Genomic DNA, 25,863 nt, shown 5'->3' with positions numbered 1-25,863 from the left:
ATTATACGACGTGTTGTTTGCCGAATACGCATCATGGATTTCCCTGTATCCAAAATATCGTTACAAATATTACAAATCCGGGCGTACGGTCCAGTCCAGTACATCTAATCCGCACGATTTCGTTCAACTCAGCAGCATAAGAGCTTTTTGTTGTGAGGTGGCATTCGTCCAAAACAGCGTGGTCTGATGTTCCTTACGATGAACACGTAAGTTACGCTTTGCAGACGCAACTTAGCTAATTGTCAGGATTACATGTTCTTTTGCTATGAGATAGCATGCAACACGCCAATTAGACTTCAAGCACTTTAAGTTTTTACAGTGCAGGGTATGAGCACTACAACATGGCATACGATTCGTGAAGCATCCATGATTTCCGGACTTCCCGAATCCACTTTGCGCTACTACGAGCAAATCGGTATCATTGCCCCGATCGCACGTGACCCAAGTTCTGGCCATCGCGCCTACACCGACGAAGACATTCAATCGTTGGTCACTATTTCCTGCTTGTCTGCGACTGGCATGCCGCTTGACGCCATGCGCGAGTATCTGAAAAACCGTTTCGACGGAACCGAAGGTGCGCGCAGGCAAATGGCGCTACTGGACGCGCAGGCGTTGCGTTTGGCCGCAAAAGCCGAAAGCATCCGCATGCAGCAAGCCTATGTTTCCCTTAAAACATTGTATTGGCGTGCCGTGGCGGAAGGCCATGACGACGAAGCGCAACGACTTCTGGAGGAAAACCACGATGTCATCGAAACAGTGAAAAAACAGATTCGTAGCAAGGCTGACGCATAAGTCGAGGCGTCATCGCAGACGTTACCTTAATTCAATTCGTATAACAAAGGAGCAACTCATGAAGGCAGCGATCTTCAAGGGAGTCAAGCAGATGGCATGCGAAGAGCATGCCGAACCGACCATCATCGATGGGGGAGATGCCATCATCCGCGTGGTACGCGCATGCGTGTGCGGATCCGACCTGTGGTTCTACCGCGACGGCAGCAAGGAACCCAACACTCAGGCCGGACATGAGGCCATCGGCGTGGTCGAGCAGATCGGCGACGACGTGACCGTGGCCAAGCCGGGCGATTTCGTGATCGTACCGTTCCCGTTCAGCTGCGGCAAGTGCCCGGTATGCAAGGCCGGTTTCGAATCCAGCTGCCCCCACGGCGGATATTTCGGAGACGAGGGATTGGGCTGTCAGGCGGAATACCTGCGCGTTCCCGAGGCCGATGGCACGCTGGTGGTCGTTCCGGGCGACGCGAAGAGCTTCTCCGACGAAATGCTCGCATCGCTGCTCACCCTCTCTGACGTGATGTCGACCGGTTACCATGCGGCTGCTTCCGCCGAAATCAAGCCGGGAGACACCGCAGTCGTGTTCGGCGACGGTGCGGTCGGCCTGTGCGGAGTGCTGTCCGCCAAGCTGATGGGCGCCACCCGCATCATTTCCATGAGCCGCCATGCCGACCGCCAACGTATCGCACGCGAATTCGGTGCCACCGATTTCGTGGAGGAACGTGGCGACGAGGCTGTAGCCAAGGTACTGGAAATGACTGATGGTTACGGTGCCGACGCCGTGCTTGAATGCGTAGGGTCCGCATTGTCGAACGACACTGCCATGAAGGTTGCGCGTGCGGGCGCTGTAGTCGGGCGCGTTGGCTTGCCGCACGGCGTGGAAGCCGATATTCCAGGACTGTTCTACCGCAACGTTGGTCTGCGCGGCGGTCCGGCACCGGTGCGCACGTACGATCTGCAGCGACTGCTCAAGGAAGTGCTCGACGGCAACATCAATCCCGGCATCGTCTACACCTCCGAATACACGCTCGACGATATTCAGGAAGCGTACGCGGCCATGGACGAGCGCCGCACCGTAAAGTCGCTGCTGCGCATCAGTGAGGTCTGAGCAATATACCGACGATAGAATAAGCGCAAATCAAACGAAAGGAAGCAAATCTTGTTTGAAGAGCTGCACAAACGGATGAATTCGTTCTGGAATAATGACAGGACATTGTCGCAAACCGATCCGGAATTCATTGAATTCTTCTCGAATTTCGCTTATGACGAAGTGGTGAACGAACCGGGAGCGAACCATCCTGATTTGGATGACAAAACCCGCTCTTTGGCCATTCTTGCCGTGCTGGTCGGATGCCAAGGCTTGGATGCTTTCGAAATGATGCTGCCGGTGGCCTACGAAACCGGACTGTCGTCCATCGCCATCAAGGAAATGGTGTATCAGGCGACCGCATACTGTGGTTTCGGCAAAACCCTGCCGTTCCTGAAGAAACTCAACAACTTTCTCGGCGCGGCCAACGTGCATCTTCCGCTTGAACCGCAAGGCACCACCACGCCGGAAACGCGTGCCAGGGCGGGCGAAGACAAGCAGATCGAAATCTTCGGTGAAGGAATGCGTGGATTCACGCAATCCGGCCCCGAAGATACGCGACACATCAACAAGTGGCTTGCCTGCAACTGCTTCGGCGACTACTACACGCGCGATGGCTTGAGCACGCGTGAGCGTGAAATGATCACGTTGTGCTTCCTTGCCGCGCAGGGCGGTTGCGAGCCGCAGCTGACGTCTCATGCGAAGGCCAATATGGGCGTAGGCAATGAGAAGGCATTTCTGATTGCCGTTATTTCGCAGTGCATGCCGTATATCGGGTATCCGCGTACGCTGAATGCGATTCGTTGCATCAACGATGCAGCGGAGCAGATGCAAGGCTGATTGCGGTAGGATTTCGTTCGCTTCAGTACGAAAGGGGCTGTTTGCCAGTCACGATTGGATTGCAAACAGCCCCTTATATGTTTTTTACAAGCGCGCTACGCGTGTGCGATCATCACTCGCCCCATACGTCCTTGGCGACGGACTGCACGAGCGCGATCTTGGCCCACTGCTGCTCTTCGGTAAGCTTGTTGCCTTCCTCGGTGGACGCGAAACCGCACTGGGTGGACAGGCACAAGCGGTCAAGCGGCACATACTGGGCCGCTTCGGCAATGCGAGCCTTGATCACTTCCGGATCCTCAAGTTCCGGCTTCTTGGAAGTGATCAGACCGAGCACAACCTTCTTATCTCCGGAAACCTTGGCGAGCGGCTCGAAGTCGCCGGAACGATCATCGTCGAACTCCAGGTAGTAGGCGGCGACGTTTTCCTTGCCGAAAAGCACGTCGGCCACAGTGGCGTATCCGCCGGCGGAAGCCCACGTGGAGTGGTAATTGCCACGGCAGTCGTGCGTGGTGATCACCAGATCCTCTGGCAGATCCTCGATGGCGGCGTTGTTCATGGCGGCATACTGTTCCTGCATGGCGGCGAACTCATCGGCGGTGTAATGCTGGTTGAAGTTCGGATCACAGAACATGCCCCACGTGCAGTCATCCAGCTGAACATTGCGGCAGCCGGCCTCATACAATGCCATGATCAGACCATGGAAGGCCTTGGCGTTGTCGTCGGCAAGCTCGTCGTAATCCTTCTGGGTGTCGCCGTAGAACTCGTGCACGGAAGCGATGTTCTCCGGGCGGAACAGCTCCGCATACAGCTGTGCCGGAGCCGGAATGGTCTGGCGTGCAATGGCGGTGTCGTCTTCGAACTGCTTGATGAACTTGAAATGCTCAACGAACGGGTGGGCCGGGTCGAAGGCGATCTTGCTGGTCAGGCGTGCGGATTCGGCGCGGGTCTCCTCATCGTGGAAGAAATAGCCCTTGTCCATCGACACCTTTTCCACGCCGGCGAAGCCCCACATGCAGTCGAGATGCCACCAGCCACGGCGGAATTCACCGTCGGTGATGACGTGCAGACCGGCGGCCTTCTGCTTGGCGACCAGTTCGGTAATGGCATTATCTTCCACGGCCTTGAGTTCGGCCTCGTCAATCTTGCCTGCTGCGAAATCGGCGCGAGCCTGCTTGAGTTCTGCCGGACGCAGGTATGAGCCGACCACGTCGGCGCGGAACGGCGCGTTCTGGGAATACGTCATTGGATGCTCCTTGTTGTGCTGTCAGTGAAAATACCTAGGGAAGACTAGTCAATCCTTCAGAAAAATGCACGATTACGTCGGGAATATGAGACGGGCGCATTATAGTGTTTTGCGATTGAACGACATATGATTCGGGGGGGGGTGATATGAGTGATGGGACCGGGCGGCAGGCAATGGCAGCGCAAAGTGGTACGTCGGATAATCCGAAATCCTCCAATCAGGAATCATCGAAAAAGCCGAAAACGCTCGGCAAATATCTGTTGGTGTCGGCAACGCAAACCATTGTGGAATTCGGATCGTTCACCTTGCTGCATGTGCTTTCCGTACCATCCGCCATCGCGAACGGCGTGGCCATCGTGCTGTCGGCTTCGTACAACTTCCTGATGAACCGCAATGTCACGTTCAAATCGTCCAGCAATTTCGGCCGTAGCGTGGCTTTGTTCATGCTGCTGTGGGTTTGGAATTACCTGTTCGGTTCGATCATGCTGGCATGGCTGCCTTCCGCATTCGGATGGAATGCGGTGTTGGTGAAGTTCCTGACTATGGCATGTCAGTTCGCGTGGGGCTATCCGCTGTGCAAGGAAGTGATTTTTCGCTGAACCTGCAAGCGTGTCAATCCGGGTGGCACCCTATGACAGCACCCTATGTATGATTGAATATGTCTTGTATTAACTCCAGAAAGAAATGGAAAGGCAATGAACGAATCGCAAGATTCCAACGACAGTAGTACGAGCAATCCGAACGATATTCGCCAACAGGAGGCAGAACATCAAGGAGCGGCCGTAAAAGCGGCGCTCGGAGCCAACATTGGTGTGGCCATCGCCAAGCTCGCTGCGGCGTTCTTTACCGGATCGTCCGCGATGCTTTCCGAATCGGTGCATTCCATCGCCGACTGTTCCAACGAAATCGTGCTCATGGCAGGCGGTCGCTTCTCCAAGCATAAGACGGACGGCGATCATCCGTTCGGTCTGTACCGCGCCAAATATCTCGCTTCGTTCGTAGTGGCGACGCTGCTGTTTTTCGTCGGTGGTTTCTTCTCCACTTCGGAGGCGGTGAAGAAATTGTTCGCCATTGCCGAAGACCCCGCACTGCGTGACGCCAACCAGATGGAACTGCTGGTGGCGTTTATCGTGGTGTTTATCAGCGCTTGTTTGGAAGGCTACGGCCTGCATCAAAGCATCAAGGAAGCGAACGAGCGTATGGAGCGCACGGGTGTGGCCCATATGGGTGTGTTCCGTTTTTGGAGGCGTACCAAGTCGGCGGAGCTTGCGTCCGTCATTATGGAAGACACGCTTGCTTTGATCGGCTTGGCATTCGCAGGGGCTGGCATCGGTCTTGCGATTCTGTTTGATAATGAGATATTTGATGCATTCGGCGGTTTGATGGTTGGTCTTGTATTGATTGCGGGATCGTTGCTGCTCATGTTCAAATCCGGTTCGCTGTTGATTGGTGAGGCCGTCGATTCGGATACGCGCAAGAAGATTGAGCAGGCTGTTATTTCAACGCCTGGTGTGGAACGACTGCTGAATATGCAGACCGTGCATATGTCCGAGGATGACATTCTGCTGTGCGTCAAGGTGCAGACCAGCAAGCTCGACCGCGATTACGATGTTGAAACCGTGAACAAAATCGAACGAAGCGTGCGTACCGCGCTGCCGTGGTTCCGTTTCGAAATCTACGTAGAGCCCGACCTCTACCGCGCCGACCACAAAATCGTCTCGTAGTGGTGTGCGGTGTACCTATGGTTATGAGACGTAGAGTATGAGGCGACGATACGGTTTTCAGGAGGAGCTGGCATTCCGACGAATTCGGAGTGCCAGCTCCTCCTTTTCGCACGCTTTCTTATTAGGTGTCTCCTTGAGCTTGTGCGCACGTATCTTCTCCGGCATCCGATCCGTGGCCTGTCGTTGGGCTCCTCGGCGACCGCATCGAGGCGACCGTGAACGTACCGATTCCTCCACCGACTGGAGGAATCTGCCCGCTGTCGGCTGCAGCTGCATGGTCGGCACATGCGAGAACAATCGGTGGCATGACTGAAGCTGCACATGATGATTACCAGTTGCCCGAAGGATTCGAGCATTGTTCGAAACTTGACCCTGTACGCGATGCACCTAGCGCGTTGGACCGTGTCAAGCAAGTCGTACGCATTCTGCACGAACCAGGCGGATGCCCTTGGGACGGCGAACAGACCAATACAAGCCTGCTTAAACCACTGTTGGAAGAAACCTACGAATACATCGACGCCGTGGAAACGAACGATCGAGACAATATGCGCGAGGAGCTCGGCGACATGCTGCTACAATCCGTCTTCCAAGCGCAAGTATGTGCCGTGGATGCGCAGGATCCGTTCAATATCGATGAAGTGTGCAATCGTCTCGTCAACAAGCTCATCACCCGCCATCCGCACGTCTTCCAAACAGACGATGCTGCCGACGATTCCGTACCGGCACCGGAAAGCGCACAAGATACGCTGAAACTGTGGGAAGCGATGAAGCAGAAAGAGAAGCATCGCAAGTCCGTGCTCGAAGGCATCTCCCACGCACAAGGCGCACTGCCACGTGCCACGAAAATCGTATCGAGAGTGCACAAATCGCAGTATCGTGACCAGCTCGAAACCGCATTCAATCCAAACGCAGAACGGACGGACGAACAGCATGATGTCAGCCATCCTTATGCCGACGAAATCATCGCCATCATACGCAAGGCGCAACGCGACGGCGTGGACGTGGAATCCGACCTGCGTTGCCGTTTACGCGGCATAGAATCCGAAATCAAACACATCGAAAGGACCATGAACCATGAGTGATGTCAAAGCACTCGACCCAGCGCTGCTCAAACAGTATTCCGTGGACTTCAACGCTGACCGAGCCAATCTGGTGGCCGCCAATGCGGCAGTATCGTCCGGCGTACTTGCCGCAGCTACCGACTACAAGGGCGAGCGCGTACTGCAGAATGATTTCTCCATTGAACTGAGGCAGGGGAGTATCACCAATCAGCGTAGTTCGGGACGTTGTTGGATGTTTGCGGCGCTTAATACGTTGCGTTATGAGTTGATGCATCGTTGGAATTTGGAGGACTTCGAGTTTTCGGAAACCTACCTGTTTTTCTGGGATGCGATGGAGAAGTCGAACACGTATTTGGAGAATGTGCTTGCCACGTTGGATGAGCCGTTGGATAGTCGTGTGTTCGAGGCGATTAATTATGGTCCGGCCGATGATGGTGGTTGGTGGCAGATGTTCGCCGATTTGGTGAACAAGTATGGTTTGGTGCCGAAGAGCGCTTATCCGGAGTCGGCTAATTCGAGAAATTCGGATGCGTTCAAGCAGTATTTGAATACGAAGCTGCGTGAGTTCGCATCCGATTTGCGTGACCGTCATACGGCTGGAACGTCGTTGGATGAATTGCGTGCGTTGAAGAATGAGGATATGGCCACGGTGTATCGCATGTGCGCGATCGCGTTGGGGGAGCCTCCGGAGCGTTTTGATTTTCTTGCGCGTATGAGCGATGACAAGGATGATGCCAAGAAGAAAACCGCGGGGGATGGTTCGTCTGAAAAGGCTGCGAAGACCGGTAAGGATGAGCGTCCGCAGATTCGTGAGTTCGGCATCACTCCGATGGAGTTTTACAAGAAGTACGTGCCGGTGGACGTGAACGATCTGGTTACGTTGTGCAATGTGCCGGTGGAAAGCCGTCCGTTTGGCAAGCGGTATCGTATTCGTTTTTCGGCCAATGTGGCTGAGGCGGGTGATATGGAGTTCGTGAACGTGCCTCTTGACGTGTTCAAGAAGGCTGCCGTGGATCAGATCAGTGGTGGTCATCCGATTTGGTTCGCTTGTGATTGCATGCAGTTTTCGCTGCGTGGCGATGGCTTCTTTGATTGCGATACCGTGCGCGTTGACCAGCTTTTCGGTACGGAATTCACGTTCGACAAGGCTAGGGGGTTGGAGTATGGCGATTGCCCAAGCAATCATGCCATGACTTTGACCGGCGTGAATTTAGATGAGGATGGTCGCCCGAATCGTTGGAAGGTGGAGAACAGTTGGGGTAAGGATAATGGTCAGGATGGCTATTATGTGGCGTCCGATGCTTGGTTCGACCGTTATGTTACCGAACTGATCATTCGCAAAGAGTATCTTGACGAGGCCACGCGCGAAATACTGGCCGATCAGCCGGTTGAGCTTGAACCTTGGGAGCCGCTCACCAATCGAAGCCGATGAAGGCTTGTGCACAGGTCGCGTCCCTCTGGCCTGTTCCGCGCGCTGCCTTCGCAAGAGGAGCGCGGAGGCTAGGGGATGCGTGGCGAAATCCGAAAATGATTCAGACGATTGGCATGGCGACTTCCAGACAAACAAATTAGCTCAAGCCGACAATTGGCAATCAACATGCGATTCATGGGTCGGGACCGCTTGCAAGCCATGGATTGTTCGCAGGTCCCAAGGCAAGTTTGTGGGTCGTCGAATACTTGTGAAGCGCATGCGAAAAGAAAATGCCGGACGTTTCTCGCGTCCGGCATTTTCAATCCCAATAAAACTCGAATTACTCGGTTTACTCTTCGGCGACCAGTTCCAGATAGGAGTCGTTCCATAGGTCTTCGTCGCCGTCAGGCATGAGCAGCACACGTTCAGGGTTCAATGCCTGCACCGCACCCTCATCGTGGGTGACGAGCACAATGGCGCCTTCATACTTGGCGATGGCCTTAAGGATCTCATCGCGTGAAGCCGGATCAAGATTGTTGGTCGGTTCGTCAAGCAGCAGCACGTTCGCACGGCTCGTCACCAATGTCGCCAACGCCAAGCGGGTCTTTTCACCACCGGAAAGCACACGGGCCGGTTTCAACGCATCATCGCCCGAAAACAGGAACGAGCCAAGAATCGAACGCGCCTGCGTATCGTTCAGTTCCGGGGCCACGTGAATGAGGTTTTCGAGCACCGTGGCGTTCAAATCAAGCGTGTCATGTTCCTGTGCAAAATAGCCGATCTTACAGCCGTGACCGTAATCCACGGAACCGGTGTCCGGCTCTTCCAAATGCGCGAGCAGACGAAGGGTGGTGGTCTTACCAGCACCGTTGTATCCCAAAATCACCACACGCGAACCCTTATCAATGGCCAAGTTCACGCCGGCGAACACGATGTTCGAACCATACGCTTTCGAAACGTCCTTCGCCATGATCGGCGTGCGACCGCACGGAGCCGGCTCCGGGAACCGAATATCCGCCACTTTCTCCTGCTTTTGTGCCTCGGATGTGTTCTCGAGAAGTTTCTCCGCACGACGCATCATGTTCTGCGCGGCCACGGCCTTGGTTGCCTTCGCATGCAAGCGGATACCCTGCTGCATGAGGCGTTCCGCCTTCTTCTCTGCCACTTCACGTTCGCGACGGCGACGTTCCTCGTCCACAGCACGCTGGTGCAGGTAGGCTTTCCAACCGAGGGAATACATGTCGATCTGGCCGAGCTGCGCGTCCAGATGCCAGACCTTGTTGACCACTTCGTCGAGCAGTTCGGTGGAGTGGGAGATGACCAGGAATCCACCCTCGTATTTCTTCAGGTAGCCGCGCAACCATTCGATGGAGTCGGCGTCCAAATGGTTGGTCGGCTCGTCGAGGATCAGCGTGTCCGCGTCGGAGAACAGGATGCGGGCCAGTTCGATACGACGACGCTGGCCGCCGGAAAGCGTGCCCAATTGCTGGCCCATGACCTCCTGCGGCAGACCGAGGCTTGCGGCCATCGCGGTCGCCTCGGATTGCGCCGCATAGCCGCCGGCCTTTTCGAAATCCTGCATGGCCTTGTCGTAACGGTTCATCGCGCGGGTCATGACGTCCGGATCCGGATCGGTCATCTCCTTTTCGGCCTTGCGGATACGACTGATGATCGATGCGATGTCTCGCGCGCTCATCATGCGGTCGAGCGCGGTCTGTTCCGGATCGGCGGCATGCGTGTCCTGTGGCAGATAGCCGAGCTTGCCCGATACACGCACTTTGCCGGCGGTGGGCAGCATGTCGCCGGTGATCACGCGGGTGAGCGTGGTCTTGCCGGCACCGTTACGTCCGACCAGACCGATCTTGTCGCCCTTGGCGACGTGGAAATTCGTGGGATGCAGCAACGTGCGCGCGCCGATCTGAATCTCAAGCTCCTGCGCTTCAATTGCCATGCCTCAACACCTCTGCACTTTCGTTACTGTCGTTCCAAACTGGCCGTGCCGCACATAACGGCCTGCCCATCGTTTTCATAAAGCCAAACGCCAATCGAACATCATACCGAACGCCCGCAACCATAAATGACCGGAACGTTCATCATGCCTCTTCCATCATGAAAAACAAGACCATAATGGGCATAGTAAGGTCAGTCATGGTGGATTTATCGACCAGGAAAGGGGCGATGATGGAGAAAGGGCTGTTCAATAAGCGTGTTTATGAGGTGGTGCGGCGCATTCCAAAGGGCAAAGTCGCCACCTATGGGCAGGTTGCGGTTTTGGCTGGAGCGCCGCGCAACGCGCGTTTCGTCGGCTATGCCCTGCATTCGAACCCTGAACCGGGCGTGATTCCGTGTCATCGTGTGGTGTTTCGAGACGGTTCGTTGGCACCCGGATTCGCGTTCGGCGGTCCGGAAAGACAGCGGCTTCTGCTCGAAGAGGAAGGCGTTGCCTTCATACTCCCGAAGGGCATGTCCGAACTCAGCGAGTCGGGCGAGATGAAAGACTCGAACGCCGGGGCTTCCGGACTGCGCGTCGATCTCGCCCGTTGCCTGTGGGACGCCTAGTCGCCTTCGATCCGCGTCAACAGCTTATGTTCGGCTTTTCCCAACGCCATCTGCCTTATCCGCCGCGGTTGGATAATGGGTGCCTGCCATAATGCGAAGAGCGATGGGGCACAGATGGCGGAACGGCAAGGCATTCGACAGCAGGACGCACTGGGGGGACGAAGTCGGTCGGAACGCCGGCCGCATCGTTGGCGCCGGCTCCTCGGACCATGACGCAATATCGGCTTTATCGTTGGAAAATAGCGCGACACGCCGTAATTTGCAGAGTCGGCATGCTTCATGTATATTTTCTACTCGTTGCCCACCACGGTGGAAAGCACTTGCGGACATAGCTTAGTTGGTAAAGCGCAACCTTGCCAAGGTTGAGACCGCGGGTTCGAGTCCCGTTGTCCGCTCCATCAAAAAGCTTCCGAAAGGAAGCTTTTTTCATATCCCGGTAAAGACCGCGGGATTGCAGAACCAAGTATCCGACCAACGGATCGCGCGTCCCGAATCCGAGCCGGATCCTTCTTCGCTGAAAAAACGTTTGACCACAATGTGAACGTTCTCTTGAAAAGGGAAAATCCATGCGGGAGACTTGGAGCGGTTCCGCCAAACAGGCAACGATGCCGGGGAAGAGCGGAACGGACGGAGGTAAAAACAAATGAATGAGAACAGCGACATTATTTTCGTGCCGGACGATTCCGCCAGCCACGAGTGGACGGAACGGGACAGCGAACTAGTGGAGGAGTACGCGGCCCAGCTCATGAGCATGAGCATCTAGCCTGAAACTGGACGGAGGTAGGTTTCCCTCTTTCGTAAACATGGGAAAGACGTCGCATTCGTACTGTAAATGCGGCGTCTTTTTCATGTTTTCGTTTACAATAAAGACTTGCGTCAAGGCATCGGAACACGTGGAAAGGCGTATTGTTGGCTGAAATCAGACGGGAGATGGAGCGACTCCGACCCGTATACGAAACCGGCGTGCTACGGTTGCTGCTGCGCGCCAATTCCATGCTGTATGTCGCACTGTTGCGATCCACATTCGACCCGTTGACCGGTGAACTGCCGCGCGAAATCGTAGAAGAGCGGTTCGTACGCAGCCTCAACAGGCTTATCGAAACCGGCGGCCACACGTTGAAAGACGGACAAACCGCACGCGACGCCGCACATTCGATCCTGCTTGACCTTACCCGCGAGGGGGAGAGCGACTACGCCTGGCTCGCCAATTCCATGGATGTGGCCTCGCATCGCTACCTGTACCGGCTCACCGCGCGAGCGCACCGCGCCATCGAAGCGCTCGATAGGCTTGAAGACACCACGAAAGCGTTGTCCGGCGCGCAGGCCAACAGCATCATCATGGAAATCGAAAACGCGCGCATGCAGTTGACCGCTGATCCGCGTGAACGCATCCGCCTGCTGAAGAAAGACATCGAGGAACGGCAGAAGGAGATCGACGAACTGGAGCATAGCGAGGCTCTGGAGAAGCTCACGTCCGAACAGGTCGGCGACATCATCGGCGTGATTCACAACACTCTGCGTGGCGTGCCCATCGATCTGCGTGAGCTTGCCCTGTCCGAACGGGACAACGGCGACGCGCTACGCCGGCGCATGCAGGCCGGCGCTCTGAGCGTGGAAAGCATCCTCACCGCATACCATGACGAATATCGACGAGCGTTCCGCGAATCCGACAGCGGACGCCGTTTCGAAGACGCGTTCCAGGTCATCGTCACCGACGAGGGCAGGCGCGAAATCGACGATGCAGTGCGAGACATTGCCAGAAACCCGTATTTGGATGGCGAGCCGAGCGTGCTGCTCAATCAGGTGCGTTCCGAACTCAAACGCATCTACGAGGGTATCGAAGACGTGCGCCGGCAGATCCGCACGTCCGATGAGGCGGTCAGCCGTCTTGTACGCCAGCAGACGGACACCAGCTACCGGACCATGCTCGTCAAACTCAACCAGCTGTTCGCGAAGACCAGCGCCGAAGCCAAAGCCAATCCCAACGATCCGTCACGCCCCTACCATACGGGCGCGGGGCAGGCGCAGTTCCAAGCATTGCCGTCACGGCCGGCCAAGTCAATGGCGCGAGCCATATCGTCCAGTCTGAACGACGCTCCAACGGCGACCGTCGAAGCGCCCGACCTCAAGAACATGGTCGAAATATGCGGTCCGCGTCTGACACGCATGATCAGGCTTATTCGCCGCAATCCGGCGACGACATCGGACGGCATGTTCGTGGATCTTGCGGAAAGCTTCAACCGGCTGCCGAAAAACGAACGGAGGGAGAGCGAACTGGTCGGCTTCCTCAGCGCCCTGCGCACGCAGGACGACTCGTCATACGTGACATGGCACTGCGTATCGATCGACGGCAGCGAACGCGTATGGCGCACCAAACCCATTCTCACCACCGAAGCAACGCTCGACGACATCATCGAGGAGAAATAAGCATGACGGACGACATCGAAACCAGCATCGAAGAAGAGACACCGACGGGAAACGAACCGTCGTTCGAAGGATCGGACAGTCCGCAGGCCATGCCCGCGCTGTTCAACGGCGATACCGGCGACATGCCCATCGAGGCGCGCATGGCAGCGATCGCGCTCAAACGCGAACGTTACATCGATGGAAGCCTGTACGACCATGCCTGCGAGCACCGCGAGGCTGTGGAACGTTCGCTCAACAACGACATGCTCAGACTGGTCGACAATACGAAATATCACATCATGTACGCGTCGCCGGTCACCGATTCGGAAACAAGCATCCGTTCGTTGAAAACACGCATGAGCCTGACCCGCGAGGAGGCCGCCACGCTTGCCGCGCTTCGCATCAAGGTGTTGGAATACGAGAACCAGAACGCCGAACCGTGCGATTGGCTCATCAGTTTCGACGACATCCGCGCGCTACTCGCCACCGGCGCGGGATTCCTCACCGCCAGCAACGACGAGGAGGGCACGGCGAGGAAGATCACGTCCATCGTCTCGCGCATGCGTACCTATGGGTATCTCGCGCCAGCCGAAGACGACGACATGTACGTTCTCACGCCCCTGGTGCCCATGGTGCTTGACAGGAATCTTGCCGACCAGTGGCTCGGATCCGGAGCCGCGGACGGGAGCGCACCCGCCGACGACAACGACATTGCCGGTACGGACGACAGGATGACGGCCGGCATGGAACAAGACGCATTCGATTTCAACATCGACGACGACCGTTTCGATGAGGAGGAGCACTGATGGCAGACGGCATGAAGATCGTTTCCGACAGGTGGATGCTGCAAAGCCGACAGATCGTCAACTGGGGCTCCTATGGAGGCTGGCATGAATTCCGCCCATCCATGGACGACATCATGCCTGTGACGCTGCTCGCCGGCGCCAGCGAATCAGGCAAATCTACTCTCGTCGACGCGCAGATCTCGCTGCTTTACCCATCCGGAACCCCCTACAATAAGGCGTCGAATTCCGGTCGTTCGGAACGTAACGACTACACCTATCTGCGTGGCATGATCGGCGTGAGCGACAGTGAGAACGGCGAAACGCCGATCTTCCTGCGTGGCAGGGATGCGGACGGCGTTCCGCAGAACATTTGGGGAGCGATCGTCGACACATACGTGAACAAAACCGACGGAGGCCTGCTTTCCTGCGGCAAATTCCTCTATCTGAGCGCCGGAGACGGGCAGGACGGCCTGCGCCGCCGGTATGTCACGTGGAATCGAACCATCGACCCACGGCTCATGGACCAGTACCGCGACACGCCATTCACCCGGTCCATGTTCGAAAAAACCTATCCGGAATGCACCACGCATGCCAACGCCGCGGCTTTCCACGCCTCCGTCTGGCAAGACATGGGATTGAGCGCCGACGCCTGCCGTCTCCTGCATAAAATCCAATCGGCGGACGCACCCTCGAAACTCGACGACATTTTCAAACAGGGCGTGCTCGACATACCGGAATCCATCCCTCTCGCCCGCGAAACCGTCAACGACTATAACCGGTTCAGCGAGAACTTCCGCAGCATGGAAGACAAAATGGCCCGCGTCGCCATCCTGCAGAACATTCAGACACGTTACGGCGAATACGCGAAGCAAATCAGCGAACGACGCGAATACGAGCTCATCAATCCTGACAGCGAGCATGGCGGCGAGACGCTGTCCGTATGGGCGTGCTCGCGCATGGCCGGCGAAGTGCGCGCGGGGCTGCCGGCCATGCAACGCAAGGTCAGGGAATCGCAGGAGGCCATCGACCGGGCGAAACAACGCGTCGGCGAGCTCAACACGCGAGTCGACGCCATTAAGGAACGCATCCGCGGCATCGACGGCGGCAGCCTGCAGCAGCTCGGCAAAGATCTGCAACGCGTGCGCCAGGACATTGACGAGGCGCGCAGGCAACGACATGCCATAGCCGAACGATTCGAACAGGTCGAATACAGGCTTCCCGATAGCGAGCAGGCATGGGACGCCAAACGCGCCATACTTGCCGAAACGTTCGACGCGTATGAGGAACGACTGCGGGATGCGAACGTCAAATTCCGACAATTGGTGGGGGAGCGTCACGACCGGCAGCGCGACCGTGACATCCTACGACGGGACTACCAGCGCAAGCTCGCGCACAAAACACGCATCAGCGACGATATGGACGACGCGCGCACGCTCATCATGCGGGCGACCGGACTGGACGCGTCTGAACTGCCGTATGTGGCCGAACTGATGGACGTGAACGAACAGAATGAACAGTGGCGCTTGGCAATGAACGTCGCCTACGCGCCCATCGCGCAAACCATTCTCGTCGACAAACGCCACGAACAAGGATTCGCGGCGAAGATCAGCGCCATCGACCCGAACCTCATGACGCGCCGCACCTGGCGGTTCGTCGATACCGGCATGCGATACGATTCCTCCAGCAGTGAGGGCTGGATGTCGTCGAAACTGCAGTATCGGGAGGATTCGCCGTTCGTCGGATGGCTGAAAACGCAGACGACGTCACCGCACTTCGACGCGCGTTGCGTTCATGCCATCGACGATTCGAACCGCAGTGAACGACAGGTGCAGGCCGACGGTCAGATCAAATCCGGCGACCGTGGATTCCACGGCAGCAAAGGACTGCACCAAGTCATCGGCTTCATGAACGAACAATACTTGGCCGAACTGAAAAACCAGCTCGACAAGGCCGAACGGGCGTTGAACGACGCCGACCGTCAAATCGAACAAATGTCCAACGCCATCAGCCTGCTGCAAGACGAGCATGAGCTCGCACGAATCATAGCCGACATGCCATGGAACAAAATCGACGTGGACGGACTGCAGGAACAGGAAACACGAATCCGCAAGCAGATCGAACGCATCGAAGGCAACCCGGAACTCGGCCAACTGCAAGCCGAGCTGAAACAGCTCAGCCAACAAGCCACCGCCGAAAACAAAAACCAGTATCAAGCCGAAAACGACCTTGACAACGCCCAACACGCCGTCCAAGCCGAACAATCATGGCTCGACGCCCATGGCAACACCGATTTTGATGACTCCACACTATCCAGCATGGTGTCGAACCTACTCGCCGACGCATACGACAGCTGCTTCGGCGCATCCGTGCACGCGCAAGACCGGCCGAAACTCATCGCAGGCCTCTTCGACCATGAAAACGAAACACCATTCCACACGCGCGTGCTACGCAACATATCACGCATCGCACGCACACGAATCCAAGAAATCAACGCCAGAGCCAACCAACTGCGCGCTGACACGGAACGCATCATGGACGACTACCTCAAAAACCACTCCACAGACGACAACACCGTCATGGCAAGCGTGGAAGACTACCGATACTTCCTCGACGAACTCGACGAACTCAACATGCTCGTCACCCGCGCAGCAACCGACGAAGAATACTCCAACAGCGTCAAAAAACTCTACATGAGCTTCCAACAGCTCAACCGCGCGCTACGCACCGACGAAGAAAACATCAAAGAACAGCTCAACCGCATCAACAGCATGCTCAAAGAGCAACAATTCGGCCCACGAGGCGGCAGACTATCACTCGACGTGACCTTCAGCCCCACCGAACGCCAATTCGAAACCTCCCTCAGTCGCATCCTGTCAAAACTCGAAGACTGGACACGCAACGCAACCAACAACCCCACAGAAACACGCAAAGCATTCAACAACTGCGAAACATTCATCAACGGACTGAACAACGAACTCGAAAAAATACACGACGCCAACGGCATCAAAGAATACGGCGCACGCAACCTCGACCCACGCGTACGCAGCTCATTCTACGCAATCGTGCACCACAACAACGCCCCCGACGAACGCATCAGCTCCACCGGAGGAAAATCCGGCGGAGCCCTGCAAGAACTCACCTCATTCGTCTACGGTGCAGCCCTCATCTACCTACTCGGCGGAGACCTCACCGCACACCCCACCTACACCACGCTCTTCCTCGACGAAGCACTCATCAAAGCCGACGGCCGCTACACCAAACGCGCGCTCACCGTACTGCCACGACTCGGCTTCCAAATCATCGTCTCCGCCCCGGAAAGCAAAACCGCGGAAATCCTCAACGTCTCCAACAGAGCATACGTGGCATACAAGGACCCAACCACCGGCAACTCATACCTGCAGGAACTCGACAGCGCGACCATCGCGCAAAACGAAACGCAACCCACCACCAATGAAAAACAACACACCACAAATAGAACACCCGTTCGAAATCACAATAAAAAATAAGGTATCCTAAACAACCAGAACCCAAAACACCCACAGCGGAGGCAAGCCGTGACAACCAAACACAACAACACAACAAACGGCGAAACCATAATCGAACGCATACTCACCAGCGACGCATTCCTCACAAAAGAAATCAAAAAGGCCCCCCTCAAACAAAAAAACGGATCACTCACAGCCGACCTCAAACACCTACCCAACGACCTCAAAATCATCATCCAGGGCGCTCGTGAGCATAATCTGAAGAACGTGGACCTTGAGTTTCCACGCAATCGCATGGTGGTGTTCACAGGGTTGTCTGGCTCCGGCAAATCCTCGCTTGCGTTCGACACGCTGTTCGCCGAAGGCCAACGCAGGTATGTGGAGTCGCTGTCGGCGTACGCGAGGCAGTTCCTGGGGCAGATGGACAAGCCGGATGTCGATTTCATCGAAGGCTTGAGCCCGGCCGTGTCGATTGATCAGAAGACCACGAATCGTAATCCGCGTTCGACGGTCGGTACGATTACGGAGATTTACGATTACCTGCGACTGCTGTTCGCGCGTACGGGCGTTCCACATTGCCCGGAATGCGGCGCGTTGGTAAGTGCGCAGACGCCACAGCAAATGGTGGATGCGCTGCTGCAGTATCCGGAACGTACACGATTCCAGATACTCGCGCCGGTCGTTCGCGGGCGTAAAGGAGAGTTCGAGGACTTACTTGATCTGTTACGAGGCGACGGCTACGCGCGTGTGCTGATCGACGGCGAGAAGAAGCAGCTGTCTGACGATATCAAACTTGCCAAGCAGAAGAAGCACACCATCGAAGTGGTGGTGGACCGACTGGTGGTCAAAGACGGCATTCGTCAGCGTTTGACCGATTCCATTGAAACCGCGTTGAGACTCGCCAAGGGTATCGTTGTAGCTGATTTTGTGGATTTGGATGAGAAGGATCCCGGCCGCCGCAAGCCGTTTTCCGAGAAACGAGCATGTCCGAACGGCCATCAGCTTGAGCTTGACGAGATCGAGCCTCGTACATTCTCATTCAATGCGCCGTACGGCGCCTGCCCCGTGTGTACCGGCATCGGATACAAGCTGGAGATTGATCCGGAACTGGTGATTCCCGATCCCAGCAAAACCCTGAATGAGAATGCCATCGAACCGTGGGGCATGACCAAGGGCACTGGCGAATATTACCGTCATGTGCTTGAGGGGCTCGGCGATGAGATGGGATTCGATCTTGACACTCCTTGGAAAGATCTTCCGGAGGAGGCTCGTCAGGCCATCATGTATGGGCGCGATTTCAAGGTTCAAGTCTCATATCGTAATCGTTGGGGTCGCATGCGCGAATACTCCACCGGTTTTGAAGGTGTAGTGCGCACACTGATGCGCAGGCACGACGAGACCGATTCCGACCAGATGAAACAGTACTACGAATCGTACATGCGCGAAGTGCCATGCCAGGCATGCCAGGGACGTAGACTTCGCCCTGAGGTATTGGCAGTGACCGTTGGCGGCGAGTCCATCGCCGACGTGTGTGACATGTCCGCCGAGAAAAGCCTCGCATGGGCGAATGGCTTGCAACTTGAAGGATCGGCCGCCCAAATCGCAGGCGAAGTTCTGAAGGAGATTCGTGCCCGCCTTGGATTCCTCAACGACGTCGGACTCAACTACCTGACGTTGTCCCGTGCGGCCAAGACCTTGTCTGGCGGCGAGGCACAGCGTATCCGTTTGGCGACGCAGATCGGTTCCGGACTGGTGGGCGTGATGTATGTACTTGACGAACCGTCCATCGGCTTGCATCAGCGAGACAACGAACGCCTGATCACCACGTTGCATCACCTACGCGATCTCGGCAATACGCTGATTGTCGTGGAGCATGATGAGGACACCATCAAGAATGCCGACTGGGTCATCGACATCGGACCGGGAGCTGGCGAGCATGGTGGCGAGGTCATCTATTCTGGCCCCGCAAAAAAGCTCATTGACGCTCCACGCTCGGTTACAGGAGACTATATCGCCGGTCGTAGAAAGATCGAAGTGCCACAGTCCCGACGCAAAGTACGCAAAACCAAACAACTGCGCGTGGTCGGAGCCCGTGAAAACAATCTGAAGGATCTGACGGTTAATTTCCCACTGGGAGTCTTCACCTGCGTGACGGGTGTTTCCGGTTCCGGCAAGTCCACTTTGGTCAATCAGATTCTGTATCCGGTGCTTGCCGACAAACTTAACGGCGCACGCATCGTGCCCGGCAAGCATACCCGGGTGGAAGGCGTGGACCAGTGCGACAAAGTGATCCACGTCGATCAGAACCCGATTGGGCGTACCCCTCGTTCCAATCCGGCCACCTATACCGGAGTATGGGACAAAATCCGCACGTTGTTTGCTAAGACTCCCGAAGCTCAGGTACGTGGATATGGTCCAGGACGTTTTTCGTTCAATATCAAGGGCGGACGGTGCGAAGCCTGCCACGGCGACGGCACGCTGAAAATCGAAATGAACTTCCTGCCGGACGTGTACGTGGACTGCGAGGAATGCCATGGCAAACGTTACAATCGCGAAACGCTGGAAGTGAAATACAACGGCAAATCCGTTGCCGATGTGCTTGACATGCCAATCGAAGAGGCTGCCCAGTTCTTCAAGGCCTATCCTTCCATTTCTCGCTATCTCGACACGCTCGTTCAGGTGGGCCTGGGATATATTCGACTCGGACAGCCAGCTCCAACGCTTTCCGGAGGCGAATCGCAGCGAGTGAAACTTGCCACGGAATTGCAACGAAGGTCTACGGGTAAAACCGTATATATTCTTGATGAACCTACCACAGGCTTACATTTTGAAGATGTGCGCAAACTACTGCTTGTCCTGCAGGGATTGGTAGACAAAGGCAATACCGTCATCGTTATTGAACACAATCTCGATGTGGTCAAATCGGCTGATTGGCTTATTGATCTTGGCCCAGAGGGCGGAGATGGAGGCGGCACTATCGTTACTGAAGGCACGCCGGAACAGGCGGCGCAGTGCGAGCGGTCCTGGACCGGCAAATTCCTTAAGGACATGCTGTGAGCACACCCATTGAACGTCACAGTCCGGAAGTTTGGCGCAAAACCGCCGAGCAGATGAACGTTGACAGCAGCGATACCGTAAGGAGTGCCCTTTCTGACGGAAATGCGCCTTCCTGCGGAAGAGTTAACAAGAATGGCGCGCCTCTGCTGGGGGATTCGCGCGACCTGTTTCGTCCGAAAACATCCGATATTCCGGCACAGCCGGGCGTCTATAAGTGGCGAGACGGCGAAGGCAGGGTCATTTATGTGGGCAAGGCCAAAAACCTGCGCAACCGTTTGACCAACTACTTCCAGCCGTTGTATCAGCTGCATCCGCGTACCCAGACCATGGTGCTTACGGCACGCAGCCTGGAATGGACGGTCGTAGGTACCGAACTTGAGTCATTGACATTGGAATACACGTGGATCAAAGAGTTTGATCCACGATTCAACGTCGTGTTCCGAGACGACAAAACCTACCCGTATTTGGCGATTTCATCCTCAGAGCGCGTGCCGAGGGTGTGGGTGACCAGAAGCCGCAAACGTCGTGATACCAGATATTTCGGCCCCTATGCCAAGGTATGGGATTTGCGGCATAGTCTTGATCGTCTGCTGAAAACCTTCCCCGTGCGCACCTGTTCGCAAAACGTCTATCACAAGGCGGAAGTTACCCGGCGCCCATGCCTGTTGGCTTCGATCGGCAAGTGTTCGGCACCTTGTGTCGGGCGCATCAGTGCAGCGGAACACCGGAAAATGTGCGAGCAGCTCGTCGGCGTGCTGACCGGTCGCATCGGCAAATCGTATATCGCACAGCTCACTCGCGAAATGAAAGAAGCAAGTGCTGAACTTGAGTTTGAAAAGGCAGCACGATTGCGTGATCAAATCCAAATGCTGTCCACGGTGGTCGAGCAGAATGCCGTAGTGTTCGATTCCGATGTCGATGCCGACTTTTTCGGCGTCGAATCGGATGAGCTGGAAGCATCCGTGCATGCGTTTTACGTGCGTGCCGGTTCCATTCGCGGAGAACGCAATTGGAGCGTGGAACGGGTTGAGGATGTGACAGACGAGGAGCTGATCGCCGACCTCATCGTACAAGTGTATTCGGAAACTGCGGGGGATACATCCAATGTCCCCCAGTCAACCGTCGTCACCGAACAACGTAATGCCATCGGATCAACGCAAACCGTGACTGCGACCAATGCTTTGGCGCGCGCACAGGCAACACGAGAACGCAATGAACGTCAGGGGCAGACTGGTCGTGCGGATTTGCTCGCTCCTATCTCTCCGGTGCCGCGTGAGGTGATCGTTCCCATCGAGCCAGCCCGGCGTGAGGAGTTGGAATCGTGGCTCAGCGGACTGCGCGGCGGTGCCGTGAGCATTCGTGTGGTCAGCAGGGGAGACAAAAAGCAACTCCTGGACCGTGCCAACGACAATGCCAAGCAGGCGATGCAGCGCAGCAAAATGAGCCGTATCAGCGATATGGGCGCCCGCACTACGGCCATGAATGATGTCGCCAAGGCGCTTGGGCTTGAACAGGCGCCGTTACGTATCGAATGCTACGACATTTCCAATACCGTTGGTGGCGCGTTCCAGGTCGCTTCCATGGTAGTGTTCGAGGATGCGATCGCCAAGAAGTCGGAATATCGTCGTTTCGCCATTCGCGGCGCGGACGGGCAAGGCGCGCTTGACGATTTGAGCGCATTGTATGAGACGCTGACACGTCGATTCCGGCATGGCAATATCGCAGGCGATTCCGGCGAAAGCATGGACAACGAACGACGAGCATCCGAACAGGGCGAACAGGACGAGGAGCCGTCGGTGCAGCAGAACGTCAACCGTCATCATTTCGCCTATAAGCCGAATCTCGTGGTAGTTGACGGTGGCAAACCGCAGGTCATGGCGGCAGCGAAAGCACTTGAGGATTGCGGCGTGGATGATGTGGCCGTCTGTGGATTGGCGAAACGTTTGGAAGAGGTATGGGTTCCGGACGACGATTATCCAATCATCCTCAAACGTCAGTCCGAAGGCATGTATCTACTGCAACGTGTTCGTGACGAGTCGCATCGTTTCGCCATTACCTACCATCGCCAGACACGAAGGAAAGGTGCATTGCGTTCCGCATTGGACGATATTCCCGGCGTCGGAGAGGCGTATCAGAAGCGTCTGCTGAACCATTTTGGTTCGGTTCGTGCCATGCGAGAGGCGAATGTCGAGGATTTCGAGCAGGTCAAAGGCGTTGGGAAAGCCAAAGCCGAAGCCATTTATCAGGCGTTGCACGCCCATGACGGGCAGCGACCGACGGAAGATGCAGTTTCGTCGAATAGCCCGAAGGATGGAATGAATTAGGATTGAGTAGCGGAAAAAGATAATCGAATTGCTAGCATGATGACGGTGAGTATTAAGGGAGGGAATATGACTGAGGTCAATCATCGGTGCGCGGTTTTGGGCAAGCCGATCGCGCATTCGTTGTCTCCAGTGCTGCACAATGCCGCTTATCAGGCGTTAGGACTTGATGATTGGGTGTACGACAAGCATGCGGTAGGAGAGCCCGATCTTGAAGGTTTTCTCGAATCGCTTGACCCGACTTGGGCTGGTCTCAGTCTGACCATGCCATTGAAGAAAACAATCCAACCGTATGGTACGCCCTGCAATATGTGGGCGAAGGAACTTATGGTAGCCAACACCGCGGTGTTCGATTGGAACGGGACCTGCGTCAACGGCAATCCGAATCTTCCCGCCATCAAGCTGTATAACACGGATGTGCGAGGCATCGAGCTCGCTTTCGAACACTCGTATCAGGCGCGCAGGACGAAATCGAAGACGGACCGTTCGGGAACGGCCGTGATCATCGGCAACGGCAACACGGCGACGTCAGCGTTGGCCGCGTGCGTTGAATCCCCCGCAATCGGACATGTCATCGTCGTAGCTCGCCATCCCGAAAAGAATACCGCTCTCAAACCTCTTGCCGAACGATATTTGCCGTCGGAACGCCCGATAACCATTGTCGGAATGGATCATGCTGTTGAGGCGTTACGCCATGCAGATATGGCGGTAAACACCATCCCTGGTCTGGCTGCGGACAGTATCGCCGAAGCTTTGGAAACGTCAAATGCGAACATGGGTGGAACATTGCTTGATGTCGTGTACGATCCACGTCCTACCAAACTGATGCAAGCTTGGCGTCAAAGGGGAGGAACCGCCATCGGCGGCGAGGAAATGCTATTGTACCAAGCAATGGTGCAGGTTTGCCTGATGACGGGAATCTGGAATAATGATCCGCCGAGTGGCATGATTAATCAGGACCGCACCGCGCGGTTGGAACAAGCCATGCGCATCGCACTTGAGGAGGCTCTGTGATGACACAGGAAGATATCGACGCACAAGCGAATGGCACGCATGCCAGCGCTCCTTCGCCTGCCGAAGGTTTTGAAGTATTGCTAATCACCGGCATGAGTGGTGCGGGGCGATCACATGCGGCCAACAGTATTGAGGATATGGGCTGGTATGTGGTCGATAACATGCCTCCCAAACTGTTGGTGCCGCTGGTCGACATGATGATGACCACCGGATCCAACATCCATAAGCTTGCGGCAGTCGTGGATGTGCGTTCCCGCGATTATTTCGCCGATCTGTCCGCGGTGCTCAGCCATTTGGATGATCTTGGTGTGAAAACACGCATCCTGTTCCTCGACGCCAGCAACGAGGTGTTGATCAAACGATACGAATCCGTACGCAGGCCGCATCCGTTGCAACAGGGCAACCGGCTGATCGACGGCATTCTCGAGGAGCGTGACCTTCTTGAGAATCTCAAGGAGCGTGCGGACATCGTCATTGACACGTCGTCGTTGAGCATCCATCAGCTGTCCACGAAATTATATGAGGCCATGCTTGGATCTGGGCCGACCACGGTTTCCGTACACATCTTCAGTTTCGGTTTCAAATATGGTATTCCCATCGACGCCGATTTTGTCGCCGACGTGAGATTCCTGCCGAACCCATTCTGGGTTCCGGAGTTGCGTTCGCTCACCGGACGAGACAAGGCAGTCAGCGATTACGTGCTTTCCAGCGAAGGTGCCGCCGATTTCCTTGACGCATACGAAAAAGCGATTGCGATTGCGATCGAAGGGTATGCGCAGGAAGACAAGCATTATGTGACGATTGCAATCGGTTGCACCGGAGGACAGCATCGTTCCGTTGCGATGAGCGAGGCCTTGGCCAAGCGCCTGCGTGCGAGGGGGCTATCGGTTTCCGTTTCCGCACGTGAGCTTGATAAGCGGTCAGCGGAAAAATGATCGTATTATGAGAAAATAGTGTCCATATATAAAGAAATCAAGCTGTGATTGTCCAAGATATTCGGTATCACAGTAAGCCGTGGCGGTGCGGAGTGATTCCGCGACTCGCCTGAAATTTAGGGAAGAACAGCAAGGTAGGAGGTTGGCTCTTGGCTCTTCTGGATGACGTCAAAAGCGAGCTGTCCGCAATCGACAATGAATTGCCAATCGCTAAAAAGGCGCAGGCTACGGCAATGATTCGGTTCGGCAATGGTTTGCACTCGGTGGATCACCACATTCTTGTGCAGGTGCAGCTCGACTCCCAAGATGCGGCCACTTGGCTGCAAGACACCATCAAGAACCTGTATGGCCACGAAGCCACGCTCACTCCTGTCTCTAGGCAAACGCCGACCGGTACGGTGCAGCGTTATGTGATCCGCGTGCCGAAGGGCAGTGCGGCACTTGTGCTGCAGACCGGTCTATACAGCCGCTACACGAAGAACATGGTGCTTGGCCTGCCGAGCGATATCGTCAACGGCAAGATCGCGCAGATCAAAGCTGCATGGCGTGGCGCGTTCCTTGCGAACGGCCGCCTGTCCGACCCGGGCAAGGCCAGCTATCTCGAGATCGTATGCCCGAACCATGAGGCCGCTCTGGCGCTGGTTTCCACTGCACGACGCTTGGGCATCACCGCCAAGCCACGTAAGCTGCGCAGCTCCGAGCGCGTGACCCTGCGTGACCCTGATGCCATCGAACGCATGCTCATCCTTATGGGTGCCCCGCGTTCAGCACGCGAATGGACCGGAAAGCGTTCCGACGGCGAAGCGCGAGGCAAGGCGAATCGTTTGGCCAACTTCGACGACGCCAACATGCGCCGCAGCGCCAAGGCGGCCGCGGAAGCATGTGATAAGGTGCATCAGGCATTTGAAATCCTCGGCGACGATATTCCCGATAACCTCAAGTCTGCGGGCCAGCTCCGTCTCGATCATGCGGATGCGTCGTTGGAACAGCTGGGACGTTTGGCCGATCCTCCGATTACCAAGGATGCCATCGCCGGTCGCATTCGCCGACTGCTGCAGCTCGCCGAAAAAACCGAGAAGGCGCGCCGACAGTCGGTCTGATTGAGTTTTTGCACGAAACACCATGCCTGTTTTCGAACAGCATGGT

General features: G+C 56.0%; 18 protein-coding genes and 1 tRNA gene. 17 read left to right on the top strand and 2 right to left on the bottom strand.

Going from position 1 to position 25,863, the window contains the following annotated elements:
• The first annotated feature begins 327 nt into the window (after positions 1-327).
• From WMO36_RS02495 to WMO36_RS02485, 3 genes are read left to right on the top strand one after another with little or no spacing between them, the layout of a single operon-like run.
• Positions 328-792, top strand: coding sequence for a MerR family transcriptional regulator (locus tag WMO36_RS02495; RefSeq protein ID WP_072043408.1), 465 nt, complete (start codon positions 328-330; stop codon positions 790-792).
• Between the two features lie 58 nt (positions 793-850).
• The gene (locus tag WMO36_RS02490; RefSeq protein WP_004222018.1) at positions 851-1,897 is read left to right on the top strand and encodes a zinc-dependent alcohol dehydrogenase family protein; all 1,047 of its coding nucleotides are present in this window, start codon (positions 851-853) and stop codon (positions 1,895-1,897) included.
• Between the two features lie 51 nt (positions 1,898-1,948).
• Entirely contained in the window at positions 1,949-2,716 is a 768-nt protein-coding gene (locus WMO36_RS02485) for a carboxymuconolactone decarboxylase family protein (RefSeq protein ID WP_065439206.1), read from the top strand.
• 112 nt (positions 2,717-2,828) lie between these two features.
• Here WMO36_RS02485 and WMO36_RS02480 read toward each other — a convergent pair whose 3' ends face one another.
• Positions 2,829-3,959, bottom strand: a complete 1,131-nt coding sequence (locus tag WMO36_RS02480) for a 5-methyltetrahydropteroyltriglutamate--homocysteine S-methyltransferase (protein ID WP_004222020.1) — start codon at positions 3,957-3,959, stop codon at positions 2,829-2,831.
• Positions 3,960-4,132: 173 nt separating this feature from the next.
• On the opposite strand from WMO36_RS02480, the gene WMO36_RS02475 reads away from it, so the two are divergent.
• From WMO36_RS02475 to WMO36_RS02460, 4 genes are all read left to right on the top strand, one after another.
• Positions 4,133-4,558, top strand: a complete 426-nt coding sequence (locus WMO36_RS02475; RefSeq protein WP_226678356.1) for a GtrA family protein — start codon at positions 4,133-4,135, stop codon at positions 4,556-4,558.
• Between the two features lie 96 nt (positions 4,559-4,654).
• Complete coding sequence (locus WMO36_RS02470) at positions 4,655-5,683, top strand: cation diffusion facilitator family transporter (RefSeq protein WP_004222025.1); 1,029 nt, start codon at positions 4,655-4,657, stop codon at positions 5,681-5,683.
• 305 nt (positions 5,684-5,988) lie between these two features.
• Entirely contained in the window at positions 5,989-6,765 is a 777-nt protein-coding gene (locus WMO36_RS02465; RefSeq protein WP_144164058.1) for a MazG nucleotide pyrophosphohydrolase domain-containing protein, read from the top strand.
• Positions 6,758-8,176, top strand: a complete 1,419-nt coding sequence (locus tag WMO36_RS02460; RefSeq protein ID WP_349076650.1) for a C1 family peptidase — start codon at positions 6,758-6,760, stop codon at positions 8,174-8,176. Before WMO36_RS02465 ends, WMO36_RS02460 begins: the two co-directional genes overlap by 8 nt.
• A gap of 328 nt (positions 8,177-8,504) precedes the next feature.
• Here the strand turns inward: WMO36_RS02460 and WMO36_RS02455 are convergent, their stop codons facing one another.
• Entirely contained in the window at positions 8,505-10,106 is a 1,602-nt protein-coding gene (locus WMO36_RS02455; protein WP_099571835.1) for an ABC-F family ATP-binding cassette domain-containing protein, read from the bottom strand.
• 230 nt (positions 10,107-10,336) lie between these two features.
• Here WMO36_RS02455 and WMO36_RS02450 point away from each other — a divergent pair, with 230 nt between their 5' ends.
• The 10 genes from WMO36_RS02450 (at position 10,337) to whiA (ending at position 25,817) form a co-directional block, all read left to right on the top strand.
• Positions 10,337-10,714 carry an MGMT family protein gene (locus WMO36_RS02450; protein WP_099595659.1) on the top strand — a complete coding sequence of 126 codons (378 nt, stop codon included), beginning with the start codon at positions 10,337-10,339 and terminating at the stop codon, positions 10,712-10,714.
• A gap of 322 nt (positions 10,715-11,036) precedes the next feature.
• A tRNA-Gly gene (locus tag WMO36_RS02445) sits at positions 11,037-11,112 on the top strand.
• A gap of 532 nt (positions 11,113-11,644) precedes the next feature.
• Entirely contained in the window at positions 11,645-13,141 is a 1,497-nt protein-coding gene (locus WMO36_RS02440) for a DUF3375 domain-containing protein (RefSeq protein ID WP_144090333.1), read from the top strand.
• An 89-nt stretch (positions 13,142-13,230) separates the two neighbouring features.
• Positions 13,231-13,926, top strand: a complete 696-nt coding sequence (locus tag WMO36_RS02435; protein WP_435374473.1) for a DUF4194 domain-containing protein — start codon at positions 13,231-13,233, stop codon at positions 13,924-13,926.
• Complete coding sequence (locus WMO36_RS02430; protein WP_302146865.1) at positions 13,926-17,411, top strand: ATP-binding protein; 3,486 nt, start codon at positions 13,926-13,928, stop codon at positions 17,409-17,411. Before WMO36_RS02435 ends, WMO36_RS02430 begins: the two co-directional genes overlap by 1 nt.
• A 48-nt stretch (positions 17,412-17,459) precedes the next feature.
• Positions 17,460-20,447, top strand: coding sequence for an excinuclease ABC subunit UvrA (gene uvrA / locus WMO36_RS02425; protein ID WP_349076645.1), 2,988 nt, complete (start codon positions 17,460-17,462; stop codon positions 20,445-20,447).
• 53 nt (positions 20,448-20,500) lie between these two features.
• Positions 20,501-22,771 (top strand): excinuclease ABC subunit UvrC, encoded by a 2,271-nt coding sequence (gene uvrC, locus WMO36_RS02420; protein ID WP_435374472.1) that lies wholly within the window; start codon positions 20,501-20,503, stop codon positions 22,769-22,771.
• A 66-nt stretch (positions 22,772-22,837) separates the two neighbouring features.
• Positions 22,838-23,782: a shikimate dehydrogenase family protein gene (locus WMO36_RS02415; protein ID WP_349076642.1), complete on the top strand. Its 945-nt coding sequence runs from the start codon at positions 22,838-22,840 to the stop codon at positions 23,780-23,782.
• On the top strand, positions 23,782-24,717 hold the full coding sequence (gene rapZ / locus WMO36_RS02410) for an RNase adapter RapZ (protein WP_099595598.1): 936 nt from the start codon (positions 23,782-23,784) through the stop codon (positions 24,715-24,717). The genes WMO36_RS02415 and rapZ overlap by 1 nt, the downstream gene beginning before the upstream one ends.
• A gap of 149 nt (positions 24,718-24,866) precedes the next feature.
• Positions 24,867-25,817 carry a DNA-binding protein WhiA gene (whiA, locus tag WMO36_RS02405; protein ID WP_099571842.1) on the top strand — a complete coding sequence of 317 codons (951 nt, stop codon included), beginning with the start codon at positions 24,867-24,869 and terminating at the stop codon, positions 25,815-25,817.
• Positions 25,818-25,863 lie beyond the last annotated feature (46 nt).

The organism is Bifidobacterium hominis, assembly GCF_040095915.1.
In the GTDB taxonomy this organism is placed as follows: Bacteria; Actinomycetota; Actinomycetes; order Actinomycetales; family Bifidobacteriaceae; genus Bifidobacterium; species Bifidobacterium hominis.
This window is presented reverse-complemented; position numbering and strand designations above follow the sequence as displayed.